Annotated in this window: 25 protein-coding genes; 23 read left to right on the top strand and 2 right to left on the bottom strand. The window is 58.7% G+C overall.

All coding sequences use genetic code 11. The annotated features are described in order from the left end of the window. Positions 1-174: 174 nt before the first annotated feature. Both glmS and glmU read right to left on the bottom strand, forming a co-directional pair. Positions 175-1,998 carry a glutamine--fructose-6-phosphate transaminase (isomerizing) gene (gene glmS / locus BM152_RS01300; protein ID WP_066603470.1) on the bottom strand — a complete coding sequence of 608 codons (1,824 nt, stop codon included), beginning with the start codon at positions 1,996-1,998 and terminating at the stop codon, positions 175-177. Position 1,999: 1 nt separating this feature from the next. Beyond that, positions 2,000-3,352, bottom strand: coding sequence for a bifunctional UDP-N-acetylglucosamine diphosphorylase/glucosamine-1-phosphate N-acetyltransferase GlmU (gene glmU, locus BM152_RS01305; protein WP_066603473.1), 1,353 nt, complete (start codon positions 3,350-3,352; stop codon positions 2,000-2,002). A gap of 165 nt (positions 3,353-3,517) precedes the next feature. Between glmU and BM152_RS01310 the strand changes: the two genes are divergently transcribed. The 23 genes from BM152_RS01310 (at position 3,518) to nuoN (ending at position 24,742) form a co-directional block, all read left to right on the top strand. After that, positions 3,518-4,183 (top strand): HAD-IA family hydrolase, encoded by a 666-nt coding sequence (locus BM152_RS01310; RefSeq protein WP_066603476.1) that lies wholly within the window; start codon positions 3,518-3,520, stop codon positions 4,181-4,183. After that, positions 4,180-5,391, top strand: coding sequence for a DegT/DnrJ/EryC1/StrS family aminotransferase (locus tag BM152_RS01315; protein ID WP_066603478.1), 1,212 nt, complete (start codon positions 4,180-4,182; stop codon positions 5,389-5,391). Before BM152_RS01310 ends, BM152_RS01315 begins: the two co-directional genes overlap by 4 nt. A gap of 373 nt (positions 5,392-5,764) precedes the next feature. Then, positions 5,765-6,130, top strand: coding sequence for an NADH-quinone oxidoreductase subunit A (locus BM152_RS01320; RefSeq protein WP_066603485.1), 366 nt, complete (start codon positions 5,765-5,767; stop codon positions 6,128-6,130). Continuing rightward, positions 6,121-6,654, top strand: a complete 534-nt coding sequence (locus BM152_RS01325; protein ID WP_066603489.1) for a NuoB/complex I 20 kDa subunit family protein — start codon at positions 6,121-6,123, stop codon at positions 6,652-6,654. The genes BM152_RS01320 and BM152_RS01325 overlap by 10 nt, the downstream gene beginning before the upstream one ends. A 12-nt stretch (positions 6,655-6,666) precedes the next feature. After that, positions 6,667-7,266: an NADH-quinone oxidoreductase subunit C gene (locus BM152_RS01330; protein WP_066603492.1), complete on the top strand. Its 600-nt coding sequence runs from the start codon at positions 6,667-6,669 to the stop codon at positions 7,264-7,266. 1 nt (position 7,267) lies between these two features. Beyond that, positions 7,268-8,164 (top strand): sulfotransferase, encoded by an 897-nt coding sequence (locus tag BM152_RS01335; protein WP_066603496.1) that lies wholly within the window; start codon positions 7,268-7,270, stop codon positions 8,162-8,164. Next, positions 8,165-9,409, top strand: coding sequence for an NADH-quinone oxidoreductase subunit D (locus BM152_RS01340; protein ID WP_066603502.1), 1,245 nt, complete (start codon positions 8,165-8,167; stop codon positions 9,407-9,409). Further along, positions 9,409-10,587, top strand: coding sequence for an NADH-quinone oxidoreductase subunit E (locus BM152_RS01345; protein WP_066603505.1), 1,179 nt, complete (start codon positions 9,409-9,411; stop codon positions 10,585-10,587). Before BM152_RS01340 ends, BM152_RS01345 begins: the two co-directional genes overlap by 1 nt. A gap of 71 nt (positions 10,588-10,658) precedes the next feature. Continuing rightward, complete coding sequence (locus BM152_RS01350) at positions 10,659-11,441, top strand: helix-hairpin-helix domain-containing protein (protein WP_066603508.1); 783 nt, start codon at positions 10,659-10,661, stop codon at positions 11,439-11,441. A gap of 11 nt (positions 11,442-11,452) precedes the next feature. Next, a complete protein-coding gene (locus tag BM152_RS01355) occupies positions 11,453-11,674 on the top strand; it encodes a DUF5337 domain-containing protein (protein WP_066603512.1) in 222 nt (73 codons plus the stop codon). 13 nt (positions 11,675-11,687) lie between these two features. After that, positions 11,688-12,986, top strand: coding sequence for an NADH-quinone oxidoreductase subunit NuoF (gene nuoF, locus BM152_RS01360; RefSeq protein ID WP_066603514.1), 1,299 nt, complete (start codon positions 11,688-11,690; stop codon positions 12,984-12,986). A gap of 450 nt (positions 12,987-13,436) precedes the next feature. Continuing rightward, positions 13,437-13,850, top strand: a complete 414-nt coding sequence (locus BM152_RS01370) for a DUF5333 domain-containing protein (protein ID WP_066603524.1) — start codon at positions 13,437-13,439, stop codon at positions 13,848-13,850. Continuing rightward, a complete protein-coding gene (locus tag BM152_RS01375) occupies positions 13,847-14,242 on the top strand; it encodes a DUF5333 domain-containing protein (protein WP_066603527.1) in 396 nt (131 codons plus the stop codon). The genes BM152_RS01370 and BM152_RS01375 overlap by 4 nt, the downstream gene beginning before the upstream one ends. Positions 14,243-14,248: 6 nt before the next feature. Beyond that, complete coding sequence (gene nuoG / locus BM152_RS01380; RefSeq protein WP_066603533.1) at positions 14,249-16,267, top strand: NADH-quinone oxidoreductase subunit NuoG; 2,019 nt, start codon at positions 14,249-14,251, stop codon at positions 16,265-16,267. Beyond that, positions 16,267-16,689: a hypothetical protein gene (locus BM152_RS01385; RefSeq protein WP_170845852.1), complete on the top strand. Its 423-nt coding sequence runs from the start codon at positions 16,267-16,269 to the stop codon at positions 16,687-16,689. The genes nuoG and BM152_RS01385 overlap by 1 nt, the downstream gene beginning before the upstream one ends. Before the next feature lie 11 nt (positions 16,690-16,700). Then, positions 16,701-17,738: an NADH-quinone oxidoreductase subunit NuoH gene (nuoH, locus tag BM152_RS01390; RefSeq protein WP_066603534.1), complete on the top strand. Its 1,038-nt coding sequence runs from the start codon at positions 16,701-16,703 to the stop codon at positions 17,736-17,738. Positions 17,739-17,741: 3 nt separating this feature from the next. Continuing rightward, entirely contained in the window at positions 17,742-18,233 is a 492-nt protein-coding gene (gene nuoI / locus BM152_RS01395) for an NADH-quinone oxidoreductase subunit NuoI (RefSeq protein WP_066603536.1), read from the top strand. 15 nt (positions 18,234-18,248) lie between these two features. Then, positions 18,249-18,656 (top strand): carboxymuconolactone decarboxylase family protein, encoded by a 408-nt coding sequence (locus BM152_RS01400; protein ID WP_066603538.1) that lies wholly within the window; start codon positions 18,249-18,251, stop codon positions 18,654-18,656. Further along, positions 18,653-19,267, top strand: coding sequence for an NADH-quinone oxidoreductase subunit J (locus BM152_RS01405; protein WP_066603540.1), 615 nt, complete (start codon positions 18,653-18,655; stop codon positions 19,265-19,267). Before BM152_RS01400 ends, BM152_RS01405 begins: the two co-directional genes overlap by 4 nt. A gap of 86 nt (positions 19,268-19,353) precedes the next feature. Further along, a complete protein-coding gene (gene nuoK, locus BM152_RS01410) occupies positions 19,354-19,659 on the top strand; it encodes an NADH-quinone oxidoreductase subunit NuoK (protein ID WP_066603543.1) in 306 nt (101 codons plus the stop codon). Between the two features lie 6 nt (positions 19,660-19,665). Then, positions 19,666-21,759 carry an NADH-quinone oxidoreductase subunit L gene (gene nuoL, locus BM152_RS01415; RefSeq protein ID WP_066603544.1) on the top strand — a complete coding sequence of 698 codons (2,094 nt, stop codon included), beginning with the start codon at positions 19,666-19,668 and terminating at the stop codon, positions 21,757-21,759. Further along, positions 21,759-23,291: an NADH-quinone oxidoreductase subunit M gene (locus BM152_RS01420; RefSeq protein WP_066603546.1), complete on the top strand. Its 1,533-nt coding sequence runs from the start codon at positions 21,759-21,761 to the stop codon at positions 23,289-23,291. Before nuoL ends, BM152_RS01420 begins: the two co-directional genes overlap by 1 nt. Before the next feature lie 14 nt (positions 23,292-23,305). Then, on the top strand, positions 23,306-24,742 hold the full coding sequence (nuoN, locus tag BM152_RS01425; protein ID WP_066603547.1) for an NADH-quinone oxidoreductase subunit NuoN: 1,437 nt from the start codon (positions 23,306-23,308) through the stop codon (positions 24,740-24,742).

Genomic DNA, 24,742 nt, shown 5'->3' on the forward strand with positions numbered 1-24,742 from the left:
CTTTCCTTCCAGCCGGGTCTTTCCAGCAGACCAATTACAGGCGGTGATAGATGAGAGTGCCGCGCCGCGCAACGTGCCATTGGGCCACAGCGGGCCTGCCCGACAGGTGTCCGACATAAGTCCGACGCGGGGCCGACCGGTCTGGGCGGGGCGAAACGGGCCTGTGTCGCCCGCTCATTCCACCGTCACGGATTTCGCCAGATTGCGCGGTTGGTCCACATCCGTGCCCTTGGCGACCGCCGTGTGATAAGCGATGAGCTGGGCAGGAATGGCGTAGAGCAGGGGGGCGAAAAGGTCGGGCACTTCGGGCATTTGCACCGTTTGCCAGACGCCTTCGGAAGCCACTTCCAGCCCCTTGCGGTCGGAGACCAGAAGCACCTTTCCGCCACGCGCCATGACCTCTTGCATGTTCGACACGGTCTTGTCGAAAAGCGCGTCATGCGGGGCGAAAACGATGACTGGCGTGTGGCTGTCGATCAGGGCAATCGGCCCGTGTTTCAATTCGCCGGATGCATAGCCTTCCGCATGTATGTAGCTGATTTCCTTTAGTTTCAACGCGCCTTCGAGGGCGAGCGGATACATCATGCCGCGACCGAGGAAGAGAATGTCCTTGGCCTCGGAGAGCGTGTTGGAAATGATGTTCAGCGTCTCGTCTAGATCCAGTGCACGGGTCAGAAGGCCGGGCAGGCTGCGCAGTTCCGTCAGCCGTTTCGACAGCGTGTCTCCGTCGATTTCTCCGCGCTGGTGGGCGGCCTCCAAAGCGAGCAGCGCCAGAACGGTCAGCTGGCAGGAGAAGGCCTTGGTGGAGGCCACGCCGACCTCGACACCGGCCAGAATCGGCAGCGCAATGTCGCTTTCGCGTGCGATGGAGCTTTCTGCGACATTGACCACGGAGACGATCGTGTCCGCCTTGTCCGACATATATCTGAGTGCGGCCAAAGTGTCCGCCGTTTCCCCCGACTGACTGACAAAAATCGCGAGAGTTCGGGCACTTACGGGCGGTTCGCGGTAGCGGAATTCGGAGGCCACGTCGATCTCCACAGGGATGCGGGCCACCTGTTCGAACCAGTATTTTGCCGTGAAACAGGCGTAATAGGCCGTGCCGCAAGCCACCATCACGATGCGGTCGAAGGCGGAGAAATCAAGGCCGGGGTCGGGCAGGGTGATGCCCGTTTCATCGGCGTTGAGATAATAGGCCAGCGCTTCGGAAATCACGGTCGGTTGTTCCGCAATTTCCTTGGCCATGAAGTGTTTGTGGCCGGCTTTTTCGATCCGTGCGGCATCCATAGCGATGGTGCGGCGCGGGCGTTGGACCTGTGCGCCGGTTGCGTCGAAAATATCGACCCCGTTACGGGTCAGAATGGCGCGGTCACCCTCGTCGAGATAGGTGATCTGGTCGGTCATTTGTGCCAGAGCGATGGCGTCGGAGCCCACGAACATCTCGCCCTTGCCGTGACCGATGGCCAGCGGCGAGCCCTTGCGTGCGGCGACTAGAAGATCGTCTTCGCCGTCAAAGAGAAAACACAGCGCAAACGCACCTTCGAGCCCGTCAATCGTGGCCATCGCCGCGTCCTCAGGGGCTTTGCCCGCATCCATGTAGCTCTGGCAGAGCAAGGCCACGGTCTCCGTGTCGGTTTCCGTCGCCGCAGGGTAGCCTTTCGCGGCCAGATCGGTGCGCAATTCGCGGAAGTTTTCGATGATCCCGTTATGCACCACGGCGACCGGACCGGCCTTGTGCGGGTGGGCGTTGGTGACCGAGGGCGCGCCGTGGGTGGCCCAGCGGGTGTGCCCGATGCCGGACTTTCCCGCGAGCGGCTCATGCACCAAAAGGTCCGAGAGGTTCACCAGCTTGCCAACGGCGCGACGGCGGTCGAGCTTGCCGTTGGAAACCGTGGCAATCCCCGCGCTGTCATAGCCGCGATATTCCAGCCGTTTGAGCGCCTCAACCAGAATGGGAGCCGCTTCGTGATTGCCCAAAACCCCTACAATACCGCACATTTTACTGACCTTTTTGCTTTTTAGCCTTCAAAGACTTTAACTTTTCGAACATCCGCACGGCGAGCATGGGTTTGTTCACCTGTTTGGCGCGGGCAATCGCGAGAGCACCCGGTTCGATGTCGGAGGTGATGACGGAACCGGAGGCGGTCATCGCTTCGTCGCCCACTGTCACGGGGGCGACCAGCATGGTGTTCGAACCGATGAAGGCGTTGCGCCCGATGGTCGTGCGATGCTTGAACACGCCGTCATAATTGCAGGTGATCGTGCCTGCGCCCACGTTGGTGCCGTCACCGATCTCGGCATCGCCAATATAGGTGAGATGGTTCACCTTGGTGCCTTCGCCGATCTGGGCGTTTTTGACTTCGACGAAATTGCCGATATGGGCATTGTTCGCCAGTTCCGCGCCGGGGCGCAGTCGGGCAAAGGGGCCGACGGTGGCACCCATCGAGACATGACAGCCCTCGAAATGGGAAAAGGCGCGGATGCGGGTGCCGGATTCGACGGTGACACCGGGGCCGAAGATGACATTCGGCTCCACAACCGTGTCCCGCCCGATATAGGTGTCGAGCGAGAAGAACACCGTCTCTGGGGCCATGAGCGTCACGCCGTTCTCCAGCGCCTCTGCGCGTTTGGAAGCTTGGAAAATCGCTTCGGCGCGGGCCAGTTCGGCGCGGGTGTTGACGCCGAGTGTTTCGGCTTCATCGCAGGCCACCGCCGTTGCCGTGCGTCCGGTTTTCCACGCGATTTCAATGATGTCGGGCAGGTAATACTCCCCCGCCGCATTGTCGTTGCCGACCTGTTCCAACAGATCGAACAGCACAGAAGCCTCTGCCGCGATCAGGCCGGAATTGCAAAACGTGATGGCGCGTTCCGCCTCGGAAGCGTCTTTGTATTCGACGATCCGGCGAAGCGTGTCGCCCTCCGTCACCAGCCGTCCGTAGCGGGCCGGATCCGCGGCTTCAAAGCCCAGCACGACCACATCCGCCGTTTTGCGCGCTTCGACCATGCGCAAGATCGTGGCTTCGGAGATAAAGGGCGTGTCGCCATACAACACGATGGCATCGCCTTCAAAACCGGACAGCGCCTCTTTCGCCTTCAATACCGCATGCGCTGTGCCAAGCTGTTCGTTCTGGCGGGCGATGAGGATGTTGTCGTCGATCTTGGCAGCCTCGGCGGCAACCTGATCTGCACCATGACCTACGACGAGCACCGTGCGCTCAGGCGCCAGTGCTGCGCCGGATGCCAGCGCATGGGCAAACATCGGGGCGTTGCCGATCGGGTGTAAAACCTTCGGCAGGTCGGAATTCATCCGTGTTCCCTGTCCTGCGGCCAGAAGAATGAGGGCTGTTGCCATGATTTTCGTCCCGATCTGCTCTTTTCTTTATCTCTGTGCCGTTTTACCCATGATGCGCAAAGCCGCAAGAGTAGTCGCATCACAGTTTCTGACGCCTGATTACAGGTTTGCGCGGGTCTTTGCCAAAGAATACCGCTTTGATGATGTTGCAGGAGACCCGATACGATGAAAACCGTGATTTTCGACCTTGATGGAACGCTGGCGGATACGTCGGCGGATTTGATCGCTGCGGCGAACAGTTGTTTCCGCAATCTGGGCTATGGAGATGTGCTTGATCCTGTGGGCGATGCGCATACGGCCTTTCGCGGGGCGCGAGCGATGCTTGGTCTCGGGTTCTCGAAGGTCAGACCGGGCTTCACAGCGGCGGAGGTGATGGAGCAATACCCGATCCTGCTTGAGGCCTATGCCGAGGAGATCGACACGCATACGCGATTGTATGACGGGGCTGTGGAGGCGGTCGAAGGGCTGCGTACAAGTGGTTATGCCGTGGGGATTTGCACCAACAAGCCGGAGGATCTGGCAGATCGTTTGCTGATGAGGCTGGGGGTGCGTGATCTGTTCGGGTCCATGATCGGGGCCAAGACCGTGGGCGTGTCGAAGCCGGATCCGAAACCCTATGTGGCCGCCGTGGAAGAGGCCGGAGGCGTTCTTGCGCAGTCCTTTCTGGTCGGGGACACCGAGACGGATCGCAATACGGCGAAAGCGGCGGGCGTGCCTTGTGTGCTTGTCACCTTCGGGCCGGATGGAGACGGGGTGAAGAAGCTGGAGCCGGAGGCTTTGCTGGCGCATTACAATGACCTGTCACGGATCACCAAGGAGTTGATCGGATGAACGCGAACGAGAGCACCGAGGTTTTCACCGGAAACTTCACCCAGCAGGAGCCTATCCCCGAAGAGGCCATCGAGGCGGCGGTTGCAGTGATGCGGTCCGGCCGGTTGCATCGGTATAACACCGCAGCTGGCGAAGCGGGGGAGGTCGCCTTACTGGAAAAAGAGTTTGCCGCCTACACGGGGGCGACCTACGCGCTGGCCGTGGCGTCGGGGGGGTATGCCTTGGGGTGTGCCTTGCGCGCCTTGGAGGTTCAGCCGGGAGAGCCAGTTCTGACCAATGCCTTTACGCTTGCGCCTGTGCCCGGCGCGATTGCCTCTGTCGGGGCCAAGCCGGTGTTCGTCGGCGTGACCGAGGGGCTGGTGATCGATCTTGATGACCTACAGGTGAAAATCGCGGAGACGGGCGCGAAGGTTCTGATGCTCTCCCATATGCGAGGGCATATCGTCGATATGGATGCGCTCATGTATATCTGTAACGGCGCAGGCGTCGCTGTGATCGAAGATTGTGCCCACACAATGGGGGCTTCGTGGGAAGGTGTACCGTCGGGCCGGCACGGGCTGATCGGCTGCTATTCGACCCAGACCTACAAGCATATCAATGCGGGGGAGGGGGGATTTCTCGTCACCGATGACGAAGATATCGCCGCGCGGGCCATCATGTTGTCGGGATCGTATATGTTATACCCCAAGCATCTCGCCGGTCCGGCCCCTGAAGTGTTCGAAAAGATCAAATACACCACGCCCAATGTGTCGGGGCGGATGGATCATCTGCGTGCGGCAATTCTGCGGGTGCAGTTGCGGGCGCTCGACAGTCAGGTGGACAAGTGGAACGCGCGGTATCGTGTGCTCGAAGAGGGGCTACGTGGCACGGCGGGGCTGACCCTGATCGAACGGCCCCAGCAAGAGCACTATGTCGGTTCCTCTTTTCAATTCCTGCTGTTGGAATGGCCAGACGCCAAGATCGAAGCTGTGGTTGCGGCCTGTATGAAGCGTGGCGTGGAGCTGAAATGGTTCGGGGCGCCCGAGCCGGTTGCTTTTACCTCGCGTTATGAAAGCTGGCGCTATGCGGAGCCGCAAAGCCTGCCTGAAAGTGACCGCGTGCTGCGCTCGATCATGGATATACGCCTGCCGCTGACCTTCAGCCTTGAGGATTGCGCAACATTGGCGCGGATTATTCGCTCGGAGGTCGAGCGCCTCCACCTCGCTTGACATTGGCTTAATAGCAATGGGTCAGGGGTCCCTTTGACATATCATCGACACGGGCCGTTCTGTTTGAGCGGCCCGTTTTGTTTTGTGTCCCTTCGCAAGTCTGCGGTTGTGATCTGGGATAATTCTGATAAAAAAACTAAGAATTAAGCCGCGAATCAAAACAGGACGTGATTTGTGGCGCACCGGAGAGCAAAACCGGACGGTCGGCGAAAAAAATCTTCTAAAGCCCCTTGTAACAAGGGTCTTTCTCACCTTTGCGTTGGTTGACCACAGTGCCGCAGAGGGATAAACCACGACAAGCTAGCAAAGCAGCGTGCCTGCGATCGCCTGACATCCCGTCCCGCGAAGAGGCGCGCCCATCAAGGAGCCGCTCGTGGAAGACTTGCTTCGGGAATATCTCCCCATCGTCATTTTCCTCGGCCTCGCCATTGCGCTGGGCCTCGTGTTCATCTTCGCAGCCCTCATCCTCGCCGTGCGCAATCCCGACCCTGAAAAAGTGTCGGCCTATGAATGTGGGTTCAACGCATTCGACGACGCGCGGATGAAGTTCGACGTGCGGTTCTACCTCGTGTCGATCCTGTTCATCATTTTCGATCTCGAAATCGCGTTCCTGTTCCCTTGGGCCGTTGCGTTCAAGGATATCGGAATGGTGGGATTCTGGTCGATGATGGTGTTCCTCGGCGTGCTGACCGTGGGCTTTTGCTATGAATGGAAGAAGGGAGCGCTGGAATGGGCGTGACAACCGGAGCCAACACCGCAGGTGTGGACAAGGAGCATTCCACGCAGGTTCTCAACAAGGAACTGCAGGATAAGGGCTTTTTGCTCACCTCCACCGAGGACATCATCAACTGGGCCCGCACGGGGTCTTTGCACTGGATGACCTTTGGTCTGGCCTGTTGCGCTGTCGAGATGATGCACACCTCCATGCCGCGCTATGACATCGAACGCTACGGGACCGCGCCGCGCGCCTCCCCGCGCCAGTCCGATCTGATGATCGTGGCCGGAACGCTCACCAACAAAATGGCCCCCGCTCTGCGCAAGGTTTATGACCAGATGCCGGAGCCGCGCTATGTGATCTCTATGGGGTCCTGCGCCAACGGCGGCGGCTATTATCACTACAGCTATTCTGTCGTGCGCGGCTGTGATCGTATTGTGCCGGTGGATGTCTATGTTCCGGGGTGTCCTCCGACAGCCGAGGCGCTGATGTATGGCATCCTGCAACTGCAACGTAAAATGCGCCGCACCGGCACGATTGTCCGTTAAGGAGAGGATGTGATGAGCGAAGCCCTCCAAGAACTTGCCGCCCATATCGAGATGAAGCGCCCGAATGATGTGCTTTCTTCCGAGCTGGCCTATGGCGAACTGACCCTGCGGGTGACATCTGCGGGGATTGTTGATTTCGTCGAGTTTCTGAAAACCGACGGAACCAGCAATTTCTCCACACTGGTGGATATCACCGCTGTGGACCATCCGAGCCGCGAACAGCGTTTTGACGTCGTTTACCATTTCCTTTCGATGTATCAGAACCAGCGCATCCGCGTGGTGGCTGCGCTGCGCGAAGAGGAAACCATCCCGTCCATCGTCTCCGTGCACCCCTCTGCGGGCTGGTTCGAGCGGGAAGTCTTCGACATGTTCGGGATCATCTTCTCCGGCCATCCGGACCTGCGGCGCTTGCTGACGGATTACGGTTTCCGCGGCCATCCGCTGCGCAAGGATTTTCCGGCCACCGGCTACACCGAAGTGCGTTATGATGAAGAGCTCAAACGCGTCGTCTATGAACCGGTGAGCCTCGTGCAGGAATACCGCCAGTTCGACAACCTTTCCCCGTGGGAAGGGGCAAAATACATCCTCCCCGGCGACGAGAAGGGGGCCTGATGTGAGCGGCGATCCGGCCATCATGATCTGCGTTGGCGCGACTAAAGCGGGCACAAGCTCGCTTTACCGCTATCTGCATGACCATCCGGATTGCCACATGCGCTCCGTCAAGGAGATCCACTATTTCGACACGGTGGAGAACGAGGATTACGCGTTCCAGTTCGATGTGTTCGCGCGTTTGCGTGCGGATCTGGTCCGGCGTCAGGACGTGGCGCGCCAGAACGGAAACCGGTGGAAAGTGGCCAATCTCGACCGCCAGATCAAGGATGTCGACGAGATCGTGCGCATTCTGGAACTGGGCGAAGACGGGGTGTCGGACTATCTGTTCTATCTTCTGGACGGAATCGGGGACAAAAAACTCGCGGGCGACATCACGCCGGGATACGGGCTTTTGTCGGAGGACTGTTTGCGCGACATGGCGCATATGGCCCCTGACGTGCGGTTTGTGTTCCTGATGCGCGACCCTGTGGAGCGTCTTTGGTCCCATGTGCGGATGCAGGCCAAGCGCCAGCGCCGCCCCGGTGAGGAAGTCGAGGTGAAGGCCAAGCGGATCATGAACCGCGTGGTGAACCGTGATCTGGAAAAACATATCGCCCCGCGTGGAGATTACGCGGGGATTATTGAGAAACTGAAGCGGGCGGTGCCCGAAGACAAGCTGCTCGTCGGGTTCACCGAAGATTTGCTGACGGGCGAGGGGCTTGGGACGTTGTGCCGGTTTTTGGGTATCGCGGAGAGACCCGTCGAGAAAGACCCCCATGCCCATGAGGGCGTGAAACTGGAACTGAGTGACAAGCAACGGCATGAGGCGGCGCGCTTTCTGGCCCCGCAATATGCCTATGTGGAAAAGACCTTTGGCAAGCTGCCCGCCGGGTGGCAAGCGAATATGGCGAGGATCTGAATGATGGACGGCGACATCCGGCAAAACACCTATGATGACGGTTCGCACGATGCGGGCAGCGGGGAACAGAAGATCCGCAATTTCAACATCAACTTCGGGCCCCAGCACCCTGCGGCCCACGGTGTGTTGCGGATGGTTCTTGAGCTGGACGGCGAGATCGTGGAACGTGCCGATCCGCATATCGGCCTGTTGCATCGCGGCACCGAAAAGCTGATGGAGAACCGCACCTACCTGCAAAACCTGCCTTATCTGGATCGCCTCGACTATGTGGCGCCGATGAATCAGGAACATGCATGGTGTCTGGCCATCGAACGTCTCGCAGGCGTTGAAATTCCGCGCCGCGCCTCTTTGATCCGTGTGCTCTATTCCGAGATTGGCCGTGTGCTGAACCACCTCCTGAACGTCACCACAGGCGCGATGGACGTGGGGGCGCTGACCCCGCCGCTGTGGGGCTTTGAAGAGCGCGAAAAGCTCATGATTTTCTACGAGCGCGCCTGTGGTGCCCGTTTGCACTCCGCCTATTTCCGTCCCGGTGGTGTCCATCAGGACCTGCCGCCGGATCTGATCGACGACATCGAGACATGGGCCGACGCGTTCCCGAAAGTGCTTGACGACATTCACTACTTGCTGTCGGACAACCGCATTTTCAAACAGCGGACAGTGGATATCGGCGTGATCACGGAACAGGAAGCGCTCGACTGGGGCTTCTCCGGCGTGATGGTGCGCGGTTCCGGCATGGCGTGGGACCTGCGTCGCAGCCAGCCTTACGAATGCTACGACGAGTTCGACTTCCAGATTCCGGTGGGCACCAACGGCGACTGCTATGACCGTTACATGGTTCGGATGCAGGAGATGGCCGAGGCGACCAAGATCATCAAGCAATGTATCGCCAAGCTGCGCGAACCGGAAAATCAGGGTGACGTGCTGGCGCGTGGCAAGCTGACACCGCCGAAGCGCAAGGACATGAAGACCTCGATGGAGGCCCTCATCCACCACTTCAAACTCTACACCGAAGGGTTCAAACTGCCCGAGGGCGAGGTTTATGCCTGCGTCGAAGCGCCCAAGGGCGAGTTCGGCGTCTATCTCTATTCGGACGGCACCAACAAGCCTTACCGCGCCAAGCTGCGTGCGCCGGGCTACCTTCACTTGCAGGCGATGGATCACATGGCGAAAGGTCACCAACTGGCTGACGTTTCCGCTCTCATCGCCACCATGGACATCGTTTTCGGGGAGGTCGACCGCTAATGCTCCGCCGTCTTTATCACGAACAACCCGCGTCTTTCGAATTTACTCCGGCGAACCTCGCCTGGGCCGAAGGACAAATCGCCAAATACCCCGAAGGACGTCAGCAATCTGCCGTGATTCCGCTGTTGTGGCGGGCGCAGGAGCAGGAGGGCTGGCTCACCAAACCGGCGATCGAATATGTAGGTGACATGCTCGGCATGCCCTATATCCGCGTGCTGGAAGTGGCGACGTTCTACTTTATGTTCCAGCTGCAACCGGTCGGGACCGTGGCTCATATTCAGGTCTGCGGCACGACGACCTGCATGATCTGCGGCTCCGGCGACATCATTTCCGTCTGCAAGGAAAAGATCGCCCCCACGCCGCATACGCTTTCTGCGGATGGCAAGTTTTCGTGGGAAGAGGTCGAATGTCTGGGCGCCTGTGCCAACGCACCGATGGCCCAGATCGGTAAGGACTACTACGAAGACCTGAGTGCCGAGAATTTCTCCAAACTGCTGGACGACATGGCTGCGGGCAATGTGCCTGTGCCGGGATCGCAGATCGGGCGGTATTCTTCCGAACCCGCCGGTGGTCCGGTGGTTCTGGCCGAACACAAGGGCACGGGCGCGCAATATAACGGCTCCGTGCAGCGCGCGGTCGATATTGGCGATACGCTCAAGCGGATCGACGGCACCGAAGTGCCGCTTCTGACGCCGTGGATTTCCAAAGGGGCAGGGCATGGCAACACGCCGAAACCCGCGCCGACGCCGAAATCCGCTGTGCAACAGGCGGCGGCCAAGAAAGCCGAACCGAAACCAGCTGCGAACAAATCTGCGTCCAAGTCTGGCGTGACCAAGCAGGAAGCAGATGCCAAGTCGAAGGGCAAACCGGCCTCCAAAGCCGAACCTGCGATGGGCGAGATCGCGGAGAAGAAGCCGCGCACCATGAAAGCTCCGCGCAAGGCGGGGGCGGATGACCTCAAAATGCTCAAAGGCGTCGGGCCGAAACTGGAACAGACGCTCAACGAGCTGGGCTTCTGGCATTTCGATCAGGTGGCCAAGTGGACGCCGGAAGAAGTGGCTTGGGTCGATGCCCGATTGAAGTTCAAAGGCCGGATCGAACGGGATGGCTGGATCGAACAAGCAAAGATTCTTGCCGAAGGTGGCGAGACAGAATTCTCGAAACGCGCGAAATACTGATACTCAAGCTCTAGAGGCCATAAAACAAACGGCCCGCCAGAGTGACCAACAGGGAATTTCAGGAGTAACAGATGACGGAAGCTATGAAGGCAAAGATGCCGAAAATTGGATTGATCGCCGCGATTTGCGGAATTCTCGCCTTTCTGGCGCTGATGTGGATCGCGGGCTATTCAACCGGCGCATCCTTTATTGTCGGCGTTCTGGTGGCGTGCCTTGTCGCAATCCTTTTGTGGATCGGCTGGTATGAAGAAGACGCACCGGAGACGGTGGGCAAACCGGAAGCGGAAGTAAGTTCTGCCGGTCTGATGCAAACGACGGGCATTGGCGACGAGCCGGTATCTGCCGCTGACGAGATCGCACCGGAGCCTCATACGACCGACACCAAAGAGGTGCGTTCGGCGGCTGCGGCAGCGGCACCCGAGGCTGATCCGGTCGAAGAAGATACGGCTGTTGATGTCGCGCCTGTTGACAAGGTTGCGGCTGAACCGGTTGTGACCGAAGAGGTCGAAGACACGGCGGCTGAAGAAGGCATCGTGACGGAGACGGTGGCGGAGGAAGCTGTTGCTCCGGAAGAAACGCCGGCGGTTTCCGCTTCGAAAGCCACAGGCGCACCGGATGATCTCAAGGCGATCAAAGGTGTCGGGCCGAAGATCGAGGCCCAGCTTCACGAGCGCGGGATCACGACCTATGCGCAGGTGGCGGCTTTGGGTAGCGACGACATTGAAACGCTGGGCGAGGCCATCAAAGGTGCGTCGACAGCGCGGCTGACCAAATGGGTCGAACAGGCCAAAATCCTTGCCGCTGGCGGGGAAACGGAATTCTCGAAACGCGTCAAAGACGGTGACGTGTATTGAGGGGAAAGAACATGGGTTCCGATAAGGACCGGCATGTGGCGAGGCAGGCGCGGATGGTCGCGATTGTTATTGCCGCGACAATGCTGGTCTGGATCGGGGTCCAATGGTTGGGCGGGCAACTCGGATTGCCAACGCGATACGCGTTCCTGTTTGACCTTGCGGCGCTCGCCGCCTTCGTGTGGGCGTTTGTGGTGATTTATCAGATTTGGCGCGCAGGGCGTCAGCAGGACTGAAGGGACAAGAGCGATGCTCAAGGATCAGGATCGGATCTTTACCAACCTCTACGGTATGAATGACCGTAGCCTTGCGGGCGCCATGAAGCGCGGGCATTGGGACGGCACGGCAGGTATTCTCGCCAACGGGCGGGACTGGATCATTGACCAGATGAAAGCCTCCGGCCTGCGTGGTCGTGGCGGGGCGGGGTTCCCGACCGGTCTCAAATGGTCCTTCATGCCGAAAGAATCCGACGGGCGTCCGGCCTATCTGGTGATCAACGCCGATGAGTCCGAACCTGCGACCTGTAAAGACCGCGAAATCATGCGCCACGATCCGCACACCTTGATCGAAGGTGCGCTGATCGCCGGTTTCGCTATGGGGGCCTGTGCCGCCTATATCTACATTCGCGGCGAATATATTCGCGAGAGAGAAGCCCTTCAGGCCGCGATTGACGAGGCCTATGACGCCGGTCTCATCGGGCGCAATGCCTGCAAGTCCGGCTATGATTTCGACGTCTATCTGCACCACGGGGCAGGGGCCTATATCTGTGGTGAAGAAACAGCGCTCTTGGAAAGCCTTGAAGGCAAAAAGGGCATGCCGCGGATGAAACCGCCGTTTCCGGCGGGCGCGGGTCTCTATGGTTGCCCGACCACGGTGAACAACGTGGAATCCATTGCTGTTGTGGCGACGATCCTGCGGCGCGGGCCGGAATGGTTCGCCTCCTTCGGACGTCCGAACAACGCGGGCACCAAGCTTATGGCGCTTACCGGTCACGTAAATACGCCCTGTGTTTTCGAGGAAGAAATGTCGCTTTCCGTGCGCGAGATCATCGAGAAACACGGTGGCGGTATCCGCGGTGGCTGGGACAATCTGAAAGCTATCATTCCGGGCGGGGCCTCCTGTCCGGTGCTGCCGAAAGAAAAGCTCGAAGATGCGATCTTCGACTTTGACTGGATGCGGGAGAACCAATCCTCCTTCGGCACGGGCTGTATGATCGTCATGGACAATTCTGTGGACGTGGTCAAAGCCGTGTGGCGTCTGGCCTCGTTTTTCAAACATGAAAGCTGCGGGCAGTGCACGCCGTGCCGTGAAGGCACCGGCTGGATGATGCGTGTGATGGACCGTCTGGTGACGGGGGATGCGGAGATCGAAGAGATCGACATGCTTCTGGACGTCACCAAACAGGTCGAAGGTCATACGATCTGTGCGCTTGGTGATGCGGCAGCCTGGCCGATCCAGGGTCTGATCCGTCACTTCCGCGATGACATCGAAGACCGTATCAAAGCCAAGAAAACCGGCCGTGTGACGGCAGCGTTTGCTGCCGAGTAAATGAGCCTGAGGAGGTTTCTACGTTATGATCCAATGCCACGCCCTCGCGACGGAAAATGCCCTTACTGCGGCCATGAAAATGGGCCGGGGTTCGGACATTACTGGTGCGAGAAATGTGGCAGATGGGTCAATGACGATCCAACGGAAGTCCGGTTTTTTCTCGAAACATGGGGCGAAACGTTTCGGCGCTGGTTCGGCGCCATCCTCATCGCTGCAGTCGTGGTCGGTGTTGCCCTTCTCGTCGACCTCATTTTTAATTTGTAACGGAGCCGAGCTGTCGTGATTTCTACGGACACACATATCGCGGGTTTCAACATCGGGCGTTCAGGCGCTCTGATGGGGCGCGGGCCTGTGTCCGGTTGTATGACGGATAAAAAAGACCGACCGCATGAACGGAAGGTCACGAGACGACATGGGGACAGCAACCTTTCTGCAAAAGGGAACCTGTCAATGAAACTGGTTAAGACGATGCTTTTGAGCCTGTGCCTTGGCACATCAGCTCTGGCCGCTGCGGCAGATTTGCCGCCGCTTCGCGAGGTCAAGGAGATCGACCGGAATATGCTTTGGGCCGGTCTCGCGGTCGAAGTGGCGGATGAATGTCCGACGATTGACGTCAAGAAGCTGAAAGGTCTGTCCTTTCTCTGGGGCCTCAAGAACAAGGCCTCGGAAATGGGCTACAGCGACGACGAAATCCGCGCCTATGTCGAAAGCGACAGGGAAGAGGCGCGCATCCGTCGATTGGGCGAGGACTATGTGCGTCAGGCCGGCTTTGATCCGACCACGGCGGAGGGGCTTTGTGCCTTTGGCGAGGCGGAAATCAAGCGCGGTTCTGTGATCGGGTCTTTTCTGAGGAGCACAAAATGATCCGCCAGATGACATATGCGGGCCTGATGGCCTTGATGGCGAGCCCTGTGATGGCGCAAAGCATCACGGAAGATGCGGAGATCACCTCCGTTCTCGTGGACAATATGATCGTCACAGAACTGACGACGATCTGCCCCTCTTTGTCGGCCCGCACGGCGCGGGTGAACAAACAGGCCAAAGCGATGATGGAAACCATCACCGCCAAGGGCTACGGGGCCGAAGAGATACAAACGCTGCAAGATCCGGCATTTCTTGCCACGCTTGCAGAGAAATCGGAAAGCTTCTTTGCCGCGAACGGCATTGAAAAACGGGATACGGAGGCGATGTGCGCCTTCGGCAAAGCGCAGGTTGCGAAGCGGACCCCGCTGGGCAAGCTCATGAAGAACAGGTGATGCAGAATGGCAGACAAGCGCAAAATCATCATTGACGGGACCGAGATCGAAGTCGATCCGGCTATGACGATCCTTCAGGCCTGTGAAGAGGCCGGGATCGAAGTGCCGCGGTTCTGCTATCACGAACGGCTGTCCATTGCGGGCAACTGCCGCATGTGTCTGGTCGAGGTTGTGGGCGGTCCGCCGAAACCTGCGGCAAGCTGTGCGATGCAGGTCAAGGACATGCGTCCGGGGCCGGAAGGTGCGCCGCCGGTGGTGAAAACCAATTCGCCGATGGTGAAGAAAGCCCGCGAAGGGGTGATGGAGTTCCTGCTCATCAACCACCCGCTCGACTGCCCGATCTGTGATCAGGGGGGCGAATGTGACCTGCAAGATCAGGCGGTGGCTTACGGTGTGGACTTCTCGCGCTACCGTGAACCCAAACGCGCGACCGAGGAGCTGAACCTCGGCCCGCTCGTCAGTACCGCGATGACCCGCTGTATTTCCTGCACCCGCTGCGTGCGCTTCACGACCGAGGTCGCGGGCATCACCCAGATGGGCCAGACAGGCCGTGGCGAGGACAGCGAGATCACCAGCTATCTGAACGAGACGCTGGCCTCCAACCTTCAGGGCAACATCATTGACCTGTGTCCGGTGGGCGCGCTGACCTCGAAACCCTATGCTTTCACCGCGCGTCCTTGGGAATTGACCAAGACCGAGACCATCGACGTGATGGACGCGCTTGGCTCCAACATTCGTGTGGACACCAAGGGCCGTGAAGTGATGCGCATTCTGCCGCGCAACCATGATGGCGTGAACGAGGAATGGATTTCCGACAAGACCCGTTTCATCTGGGACGGTCTCAAACGCCAGCGTATCGACACGCCCTACATCCGTAAGAATGGCAAGTTGACCAAAGCGACATGGGCTGAAGCCCTCGCTGCCGCAGCCAATGCCATGAAGGGCAAGAAAGTCGCGGGCATCGTGGGCGATCTGGCCCCTGTCGAAGCGGTTTACGCTTTGAAAGGTCTCGTCGAAGGGCTTGGCGGCCATGTGGAATGTCGTGTGGACGGTGCGAAACTGCCAATCGGCAACCGTGGCGTTTATGCTGGCACGGCGAAGATCGAAGATATTGATGACGCGAAATTCATCCAGATGATCGGCACCAACCCGCGCGACGAAGCGCCGGTGCTGAATGCACGTATCCGCAAGGCTTGGGTGAAAGGTGCCGAGGTCGGGCTGGTCGGCGAGGCGGTCGATCTGACCTATGGTTACACCCATGTGGGCACGGATCGCGCGGCGCTCGAAAGCCTGTTGAACAAGGACTATGGTGCGGTTGTCGATCAGCCCTCCATCGTCATCGTCGGCGCAGGTGCAATCAACGAGGCCGATGGCGAAGCGGTTCTGGCTGCGGCGCAAAAGCTTTGCGAGGCCACCGGCTCGAAACTCATGGTGCTGCACACCGCAGCAAGCCGTGTCGGGGCGATGGATGTCAATGCTGTGACCGAAGGCGGTCTTGATGCGGCGACGAATGGTGCGGAGGTGATCTACAACCTCGGCGCGGATGAAGTCGAAATCGCTGATGGTCCTTTCGTGATCTACCAAGGCTCGCATGGCGATCTGGGCGCACATCGTGCCGATGTGGTCCTGCCCGGAGCGGCCTATACCGAAGAAACCGGCCTGTTCGTCAATCTCGAAGGGCGTCCGCAACTGGCGCTTCGTGCGGCTTTCCCGCCGGGTGAGGCGAAAGAGAACTGGGCGATCCTGCGTGCTCTTTCGAGCGAAGTGGGCGCAACGCTGCCTTACGACTCGCTGGCGCAACTGCGTAATGCCCTGATCGAAGACGTGCCGCATCTGGCACAGATCGACTCGGTGCCGGAAAACGAGGTGGTGGCACTTCCGGAGAAACCGCTGGGCAAGGCGACTTTCCGCAACGCGGTGAAGGATTTCTATCTGACAAACCCGATTGCGCGTTCCTCCGTGCTGATGGCGGAACTCTCCGCTATGGCCAAGGCGCGCAAAGAGACACCGGTGGCTGCCGAGTGATGACGGGGCGCGCCACATATCCTGCCGGTCTGGTGCTTGGGCTTCTGGCGGCGGTTCAGCTTTCGGGCTGTGCTGTTGCTGCGCCCGAGGCCGAGGCGGGGCGTATGGCGGGGCAAACCGAATATCTCGGTGTGGAGACCCGTCTTCTGGACGGTGATCTGGTGAATTTCTTCGTTTCCGCCAAAGGCGACGAGGCAAAAAAGGACGTGGTGGCCTATGCAGATTGTGCCGCCGCGCAATATGCGCTGATCCGGGGTTTCGGATTTGCGCGACATGTGCGGACAAATGTTGCACATGAGGCTGGAATTTGGCGCGCGGATGCTGTTTACACCATCTCGCCAGCGCTTCCCGAAGGTTTGCGCAAGCTCGACGCAGAAGTCGTCGTCGCAAACTGTCGGGATAACGGAATACCGACGGTGTGAAAGGCTGAAAAATGGTCGAATTTTTCACGACAACTAACTTGGGGATCTTTCTGCTCACGCTCGGGCAGATTTTGCTGGTCCTCGTGCCGCTCTTCGTGGCGCTCGCCTTCCTGATGTATGGCGACCGTAAGATCTGGGCCGCGGTCCAGATGCGTAAAGGCCCCAACATCGTGGGCGTTTTCGGCCTGTTGCAGTCTTTTGCGGACTTCATCAAATACCTCGTGAAAGAGGTGGTCGTACCGGCAGGGGCGGACAAGTTCGTCTTCTACCTCGCGCCGATGATTACCTTTATCACGGCGGCTATCGCATGGGCGGTGATCCCGTGGAATGACGGCTGGGTCATCGCAGACATCAATGTGGCAATCCTCTACATCTTCGCAGTCTCCTCGCTTGAGGTTTACGGCGTCATCATGGGAGGCTGGGCGTCCAACTCGAAATATCCGTTTCTGGGTTCGCTGCGCTCTGCCGCACAGATGATTTCCTACGAGGTCTCCATCGGGCTCATCATCATCGGTGTCGTGCTCTCGTCGGGTTCTATGAACTTCGGTGACATCGTCGCGGCGCAAGATGGGGCAGGGATCTTCAGCTGGTACTGGCTGCCGCACTTCCCGATGGTCTTCTTGTTCTTTGTCTCGGCTCTGGCGGAAACCAACCGCCCGCCGTTCGACTTGCCCGAAGCGGAATCGGAACTCGTTGCTGGCTATCAGGTGGAATATTCCTCCACACCGTTTCTGTTGTTCATGATGGGCGAGTTGATGGCGGTGGTGCTGATGTGTGCCCTCGTGTCGATCCTGTTCTTTGGCGGCTGGAACTCGCCGGTCGAATTCCTGCCCGATGGTATCCTGTGGCTGATCCTCAAGATGCTGATCGCCTTCTTTATCTTCTCGATGGTGAAAGCCATTGTCCCGCGTTACCGCTACGACCAGTTGATGCGCATTGGCTGGAAAGTCTTCCTGCCGCTGTCGCTGGGCTGGGTCGTTCTGGTCGCATTTTTTGCTCAATACGGTGCGTTCTGGGGAACCTATGCGCGCTGGACGGTAGGAGGCTAACCCATGGCTCTCGATTACACCCGCGCCGCCAAGTATTTCCTGATGATGGACATCTGGGCCGGCTTCAAAATCGGACTGCGGTATTTCTTCGCCCCCAAAGCGACGATCAACTACCCGCATGAAAAAGGCCCGCTCAGCCCGCGGTTCCGCGGCGAACATGCGTTGCGCCGCTATCCCAACGGCGAAGAGCGCTGCATCGCGTGTAAATTGTGCGAGGCGATCTGCCCTGCACAGGCCATCACCATTGATGCCGAGCCGCGCGAAGACGGATCACGGCGCACCACGCGCTACGACATCGACATGACCAAATGCATCTACTGCGGTTTCTGTCAGGAAGCCTGCCCTGTGGATGCCATTGTCGAAGGCCCGAATTTCGAATTCTCTACCGAAACCCGTGAAGAACTGTTCTATGACAAGGATAAACTCCTTGAGAACGGTGCGATCTGGGAGGCGGAGATTGCCCGCAACCTCGAACTGGATGCGCCTTACCGCTAAGAGTTGGACCCCTTTATGAACGATTTCACCAAACTTTTCGCTGAGATGATCGAGCAGAGCCAGAAAATGGCGGCGTCGATAAATCCGGCGCTGGAGAATTTCCAGATGCCGGCTCTCGACAAGTTGTTCCCGACCATGTCGCGCGAACAGATTGAGATGTTCTGGGGCAATACGTTCAACAAGGACGGGTTGGACGCGAAAACGCGGTTGTTGGTTGTTCTGGCCGGACAAACGGTTTTGGGGGCACAGGCCGCCGCGCCATTCAAAATGACGGTCCGCCACGCCATAGAGGCGGGGGCCACACAACAAGAGATCGCGGAAGTGATCTATCAAATGTCAATGCTGGGCGGGGTTCCGGCAATGTCGAAGGCACTGGAGCTGGCGCAAGACGTCTTCTCCGAGACGCAGGAGGGCAGTGAATGACTGTCGCAGATTACGCATTTTACCTTTTCGCCATCGTGATGCTGGTGGCCGGGGTGTTCACGGTCGTATCCCGGAACCCCGTGCATTCCGTCCTCTGGCTGATCGTCACATTCCTGACAGCATCGGGGCTTTTCGTGCTTCTGGGCGCGGAATTCGTCGCGATGCTTCTGGTCATTGTTTATGTCGGCGCTGTCATGGTCCTGTTCCTCTTCGTGGTCATGATGCTCGATGTGGATTTTGCCGAGTTGAAAGCGGGGATGGCACAATACCTGCCATTCGGCCTGCTGATCGGTGTGGTTCTGCTGTTGCAGATGGGCTTTGCCTTTGGCGACTGGAGTTCTGCCGAGGGGGCCGAGGCGCTGCGTCGCTCTATCACGCCGGATGCCGCCGAGGTGCATAACACCGCTGCTCTGGGGCAGTTGATGTATGACGACTACCTGATGCTGTTCCAACTGGCGGGGCTGGTGCTTCTGGTCGCGATGATCGGGGCGATTGTCCTGACGCTGCGCCACCGTTCGGATGTCAAACGCCAGAACGTGCTCCAGCAGATGTATCGCAAGCCCGAAGACTCCTTCGAAATGAAGGACGTGAAACCGGGGCAGGGGCTTTAAGCCTTCGAATGAGCGGGGCGCGCAGAGTTTGCCCCGTTACCTAAGGCCGCGACAAGGCGGCGAGAGAGAAAGAACTGAGGGACGACATGGTCGGACTTGAACATTACCTGACAGTGGCCGCGGCGCTGTTTGTCATCGGCATCTTCGGGCTCTTTTTGAACCGGAAGAACATCATCATCATCCTGATGTCGATCGAGATGATCCTGCTGTCGGTCAATATCAACCTTGTCGCCTTCTCCTCCTTTATGGGGGATTTGACGGGACAGATTTTCACGATGCTGGTGCTTACCGTGGCCGCAGCAGAGGCCGCCATCGGGCTGGCCATTCTCGTGAGCTTCTTCCGCAACCGCGGCACGATCGACGTCGAAGACGTCAACGTGATGAAAGGGTAACTGGCTATGGAAACGATCATCCTCTTTGCGCCGCTTGTGGGGGCCCTCATCGCCGGCTTTGGCTGGCGCGTGATCGGCGAGAAGAGCGCGCAATATCTGACCACAGGTCTTTTGTTCCTCGCCGCGATCCTGTCTTGGGTTGTGTTTCTCACTTTTGATGGCGCGACCGAGCATGTTACGGTTCTGCGCTGGATCGAAAGCGGATCACTCTTTGTTGACTGGGGTATCCGGCTCGACCGGCTGACGACGATCATGCTGATCGTGGTCAATACCGTGTCGGCGCTCGTGCATCTCTACTCTCTTGGCTACATGGCCCATGACGAGAACTTCAGTGATGACGAACCCTACCGTGCACGGTTCTTTGCCTATCTTTCTTTCTTTACCTTCACCATGCTGATGCTGGTGACATCGGACAACCTGCTCCAGATGTTCTTCGGCTGGGAAGGCGTGGGGCTGGCCTCCTACCTTCTCATCGGGTTCTATTTCAAGAAACCGTCCGCAGGCGCAGCATCTATGAAAGCCTTTATCGTCAACCGTGTGGGGGACTTCGCGTTCATCCTCGGCATGGCGGGTCTGTTCCTTGTGACGGACAGTGTGCGCTTTGACGATGTGTTCGCCTCGGGACCACTTCTGGCGAATACTTCGCTGCACTTCCTCTGGACGGAATGGAATGCTGCCAATCTCCTGGCCTTCCTGCTCTTCGTCGGAGCGATGGGGAAATCGGCGCAGCTTTTCTTGCACACATGGTTGCCGGACGCGATGGAAGGCCCGACGCCCGTGTCGGCGCTGATCCACGCCGCGACCATGGTGACGGCGGGGGTCTTCCTCGTCTGCCGTATGTCGCCGGTCTTTGAATATGCACCGCAGGCGCAGACCTTCATCGTCTACATCGGGGCCACCACGGCGTTTTTCGCCGCAACGGTGGGTCTTGTGCAGAACGACATCAAACGGGTGATCGCCTATTCGACCTGTTCGCAGCTCGGCTACATGTTCGTGGCCGCAGGTGTGGGCGCTTATGGTCCGGCGATGTTCCACCTTCTGACACACGCGTTCTTCAAAGCGATGCTGTTCCTCGGGGCCGGTTCGGTGATCACCGCGATGCATCACGAACAGGACATGCGGAACTACGGTGCGCTGCGCAAGAAGATCCCGTTCACCTTCTGGATGATGATCATCGGCACGCTGGCCATCACCGGTGTCGGCATTCCGCTGACCACCATCGGCTTTGCGGGCTTCCTGTCGAAAGACGCGATCATCGAGAGCGCCTATGCGTCCGGTGTGGGTTATGCCTTCTGGATGCTGGTCATCGCGGCGCTGTTCACGTCTTTCTACTCGTGGCGCCTCATCTTCCTGACCTTCTTCGGCAAGCCGCGCGGCGACCATCATGCGCATGACCATGCCCATGAAAGCCCGCTTGTGATGCTGATCCCCATTGGCACCTTGTCTCTGGGGGCGATCTTCGGCGGGATGATCTGGTACAACAGCTTCTTTGGCGATCATGACAAGTTCACCGATTTCTTTGGCCTGCCGCATCATGCGGAGGTGGAGATGGTTGAAGGTGACGCAGACACGCATACAGACGCCCATGCAGATGACGCGCATGTCGTGGCTGATACGCATGGTGCCGAACATGCCGAGGGCATGGCTCCGCAGGGTGCGATCTTCTTAGCGGCGGATAACACCATTCTCGACGATGCCCACCACGCGCCGACATGGGTGAAAGTCTCGCCCTTTATCGCCATGGTGCTGGGCTTCCTGATTGCGGTCTGGTTCTACATCTGGAAACCGGAAACGCCCGCGAAGCTGGCAAAAAGCCAGCCCGTCGCCTATCAGTTCCTGCTGAACAAATGGTATTTCGACGAGATCTACGACGCGATCATTGTGCGTCCCCTGTTGGCTCTTGGCCGCTTCCTGTGGAAACGCGGTGACGTGGGCACCATCGACGGGGCCATCAATGGCATCGCACTTGGCATCGTGCCCTTCTTCACCCGCCTTGCCGGGCGTGCGCAGTCGGGCTTCATCTTCACTTACGCTTTTAGCATGGTTCTGGGGATTGTGATCTTGGTAACCTGGATGTCGATCGGCGGGGGGGCTCACTAATGGATAACGTGCTTTCCTTCGTCACCTTCCTTCCGACGGTGGCCGCTCTCGTGCTCGCGCTGTTTTTGCGCGGCGAGGACGAAGTCGCTCAACTGAATGCAAAACGCCTTGCGCTCTTTGCGACGGTGATCACCTTTGTGGTCTCGCTGTTCATTCTTTTCGGGTTCAACCCGCAGGACACAGGGTTCCAGATGGTCGAAGAGGCCGACTGGATCATGGGGCTGAAATACAAAATGGGCGTGGACGGGATTTCTGTCCTGTTCGTGATGCTCACCACGGCGCTGATGCCGCTGGTGATCTGGTCCGCGTGGGATGTGAAAACCCGCGTCAAGGAATACATGATTGCCTTCCTGCTTCTGGAAACGCTCATGCTCGGCGTGTTCTGTGCGCTGGACCTGATGCTCTTCTACCTCTTCTTCGAGGCGGGCCTGATCCCGATGTTCCTGATCATCGGCATCTGGGGCGGTCAGAACCGCATCTATGCCGCGTTCAAATTCTTCCTCTACACCTTCCTCGGCTCCGTGCTGATGCTGGTGGCGATGGTGGCCATGTATATCGACGCGGGCACCACCGACATTGTGCAGCTTATGGCGCATGAGTTCTCTTCCGAGACCATTCAGGTGCTGGGCTTCAACATTGTCGGCGGGTTCCAGACACTGGCTTTCCTCGCTTTCTTCGCCTCTTTCGCGGTGAAGATGCCGATGTGGCCGGTGCACACATGGTTGCCGGACGCGCACGTTCAGGCGCCGACTGCCGGCTCCGTGGTTCTGGCCTCGATCCTGTTGAAGATGGGCGGCTACGGCTTCTTGCGCTTCTCGCTGCCGATGTTCCCTGTGGCGTCGGCTAACCTTGCCGATTTCATCATGGTGCTGTCGGTCATCGCCATCGTCTACGCCTCTGTCGTGGCGCTGGTGCAGGAGGATATGAAAAAGCTGATCGCCTATTCCTCTGTTGCGCACATGGGCTATGTGACCGCAGGGATTTTCACCATGAACCAGCAAGGTCTCGATGGCGCGATCTTTCAGATGATCTCCCACGGTTTTGTCGCGGGCGCGTTGTTCCTCTGCGTCGGTGTGATCTACGACCGGATGCACACCCGTGACATCGCGGCGTTTGGCGGGCTGGTGAACAAGATGCCGGCTTACGCGCTGATCTTCATGTTCTTCACCATGGCCAACATCGGCCTTCCGGGCACCTCCGGCTTTGTCGGCGAGTTCCTGACGATCATCGGCATGTTCCAGGCCAACACATGGATTGCTCTGGTCGCTGCTACGGGCGTGATCTTCTCGGCCTGTTACGCGCTCTGGCTCTACCGCCGCGTTGTGCTGGGTGATCTGATCAAGGAAAGCCTGAAGACGATCAAGGATATGACCGCGCGGGAGAAATGGATCTTTGCGCCTCTGGTGGCCATGACTCTTCTTCTCGGGATCTATCCCTCGCTGGTGCTTGATCTCATCGGGCCGTCGGTCTCCGCCCTTCTTGAAACCTATCACGCCGCTCTGCCGATGGTTGCAGACGTCGCCACACATTAAAGGACACTGGGGATATGACCTCTACTGACTTTTCCATCGTCCTGCCGGAAGTTCTCCTCGCCATCTATGGCATGGCGGCGCTCTTGTTTGCTGTCTACACCGGCAAGGACAAGCTCGCAGGGCTCATCACATGGGTCACCGCTGCGGTCTTTGTTGTCATCGCCTTGATGATCGGGCTGGGTGGCGAAGGGGCGCATACTGCTTTTGGCGGCATGTTCATCGACGATGCGTTTTCGCGGTTCGGCAAGGTGGGCGTTCTGCTCGCGGGCGCGGCTGTACTTGTGATGTCCTACGACTTCCTTGAGAAGCGCGGTTTTGCCAAGTTCGAATATCCGATCCTCGTGCTCTTCTCCACGATCGGCATGATGGTGATGGTTTCCGCAGGCGACCTCATGGCGCTTTATATGGGGCTGGAGCTGATGTCGCTGGCGCTCTACGTTATTGCCTCCTTCCGCCGCGACAGTGTGAAATCCACCGAAGCGGGTCTCAAATATTTCGTTCTGGGCTCCCTGTCCTCGGGGCTTTTGCTCTACGGTGCATCGCTGGTCTACGGGTTTGCGGGCACGACGGCTTTTGCGGGCATCATCTCCGTTGTGCATGATGGCGCGCCGGTGGGTGTGCTCTTCGGCCTCGTCTTCGTGATGACAGGGCTGGCGTTCAAAGTCTCCGCCGTGCCGTTCCACATGTGGACGCCAGATGTCTATGAAGGCTCGCCCACGCCCACGACCGCGTTCTTTGCCACTGCGCCGAAACTCGCCGCTATGGGCCTCTTCGCCCGCGTGCTGCATGATGCTTTCGGCGGTATCGTTGGCGACTGGCAACAGGTGCTCGCTGTGATCGCCGTGGCCTCCATGTTCTTGGGAGCGATTGCCGGTATCGGTCAGAAAAACATCAAACGCCTCATGGCTTATTCCTCGATCTCCCATATGGGCTTCGCGCTCATGGGGCTGGCCGCAGGGAATGCGCAAGGCGTGCAATCCGCTCTGATCTACATGGCGATCTATGTCACGATGAACATCGGCACATTCGCCTTCATCATGACTATGGAACGCGATGGCAAACCGGTCACCGACATTGCCTCGCTGAACCTCTACTGGCGCAATTCCCCGACAAAGGCTCTGGCCGTTTTGGTCCTGATGTTCTCGCTCGCCGGTGTGCCGCCGATGCTCGGCTTCTTCGGAAAACTGGCCGTGCTTCAGGCCGCTTGGGGCGCGGGGCTGGTTTACCTCGCTGTCTTCGGTGTGATCGCCTCCGTGATCGGGGCGTTCTATTACCTGCGCATCGTTTACTATATGTATTTCGGCACAGAGACCGATCCGCTCGACAAGGTGACAAGTCCGGTGGCCTTTGCCTTGTTGACGGTGTCCGCGCTGATCATGCTGGTCGGGATCGTCAACATGTTCGGGGTCGAGGGCATGGCGGCCTTGGCGGCGGATGCTCTGGTCAAGTGA

Origin of the sequence: Celeribacter halophilus (assembly GCF_900114135.1) — a bacterium.
In the GTDB taxonomy this organism is placed as follows: domain Bacteria; phylum Pseudomonadota; class Alphaproteobacteria; order Rhodobacterales; family Rhodobacteraceae; genus Celeribacter; species Celeribacter halophilus.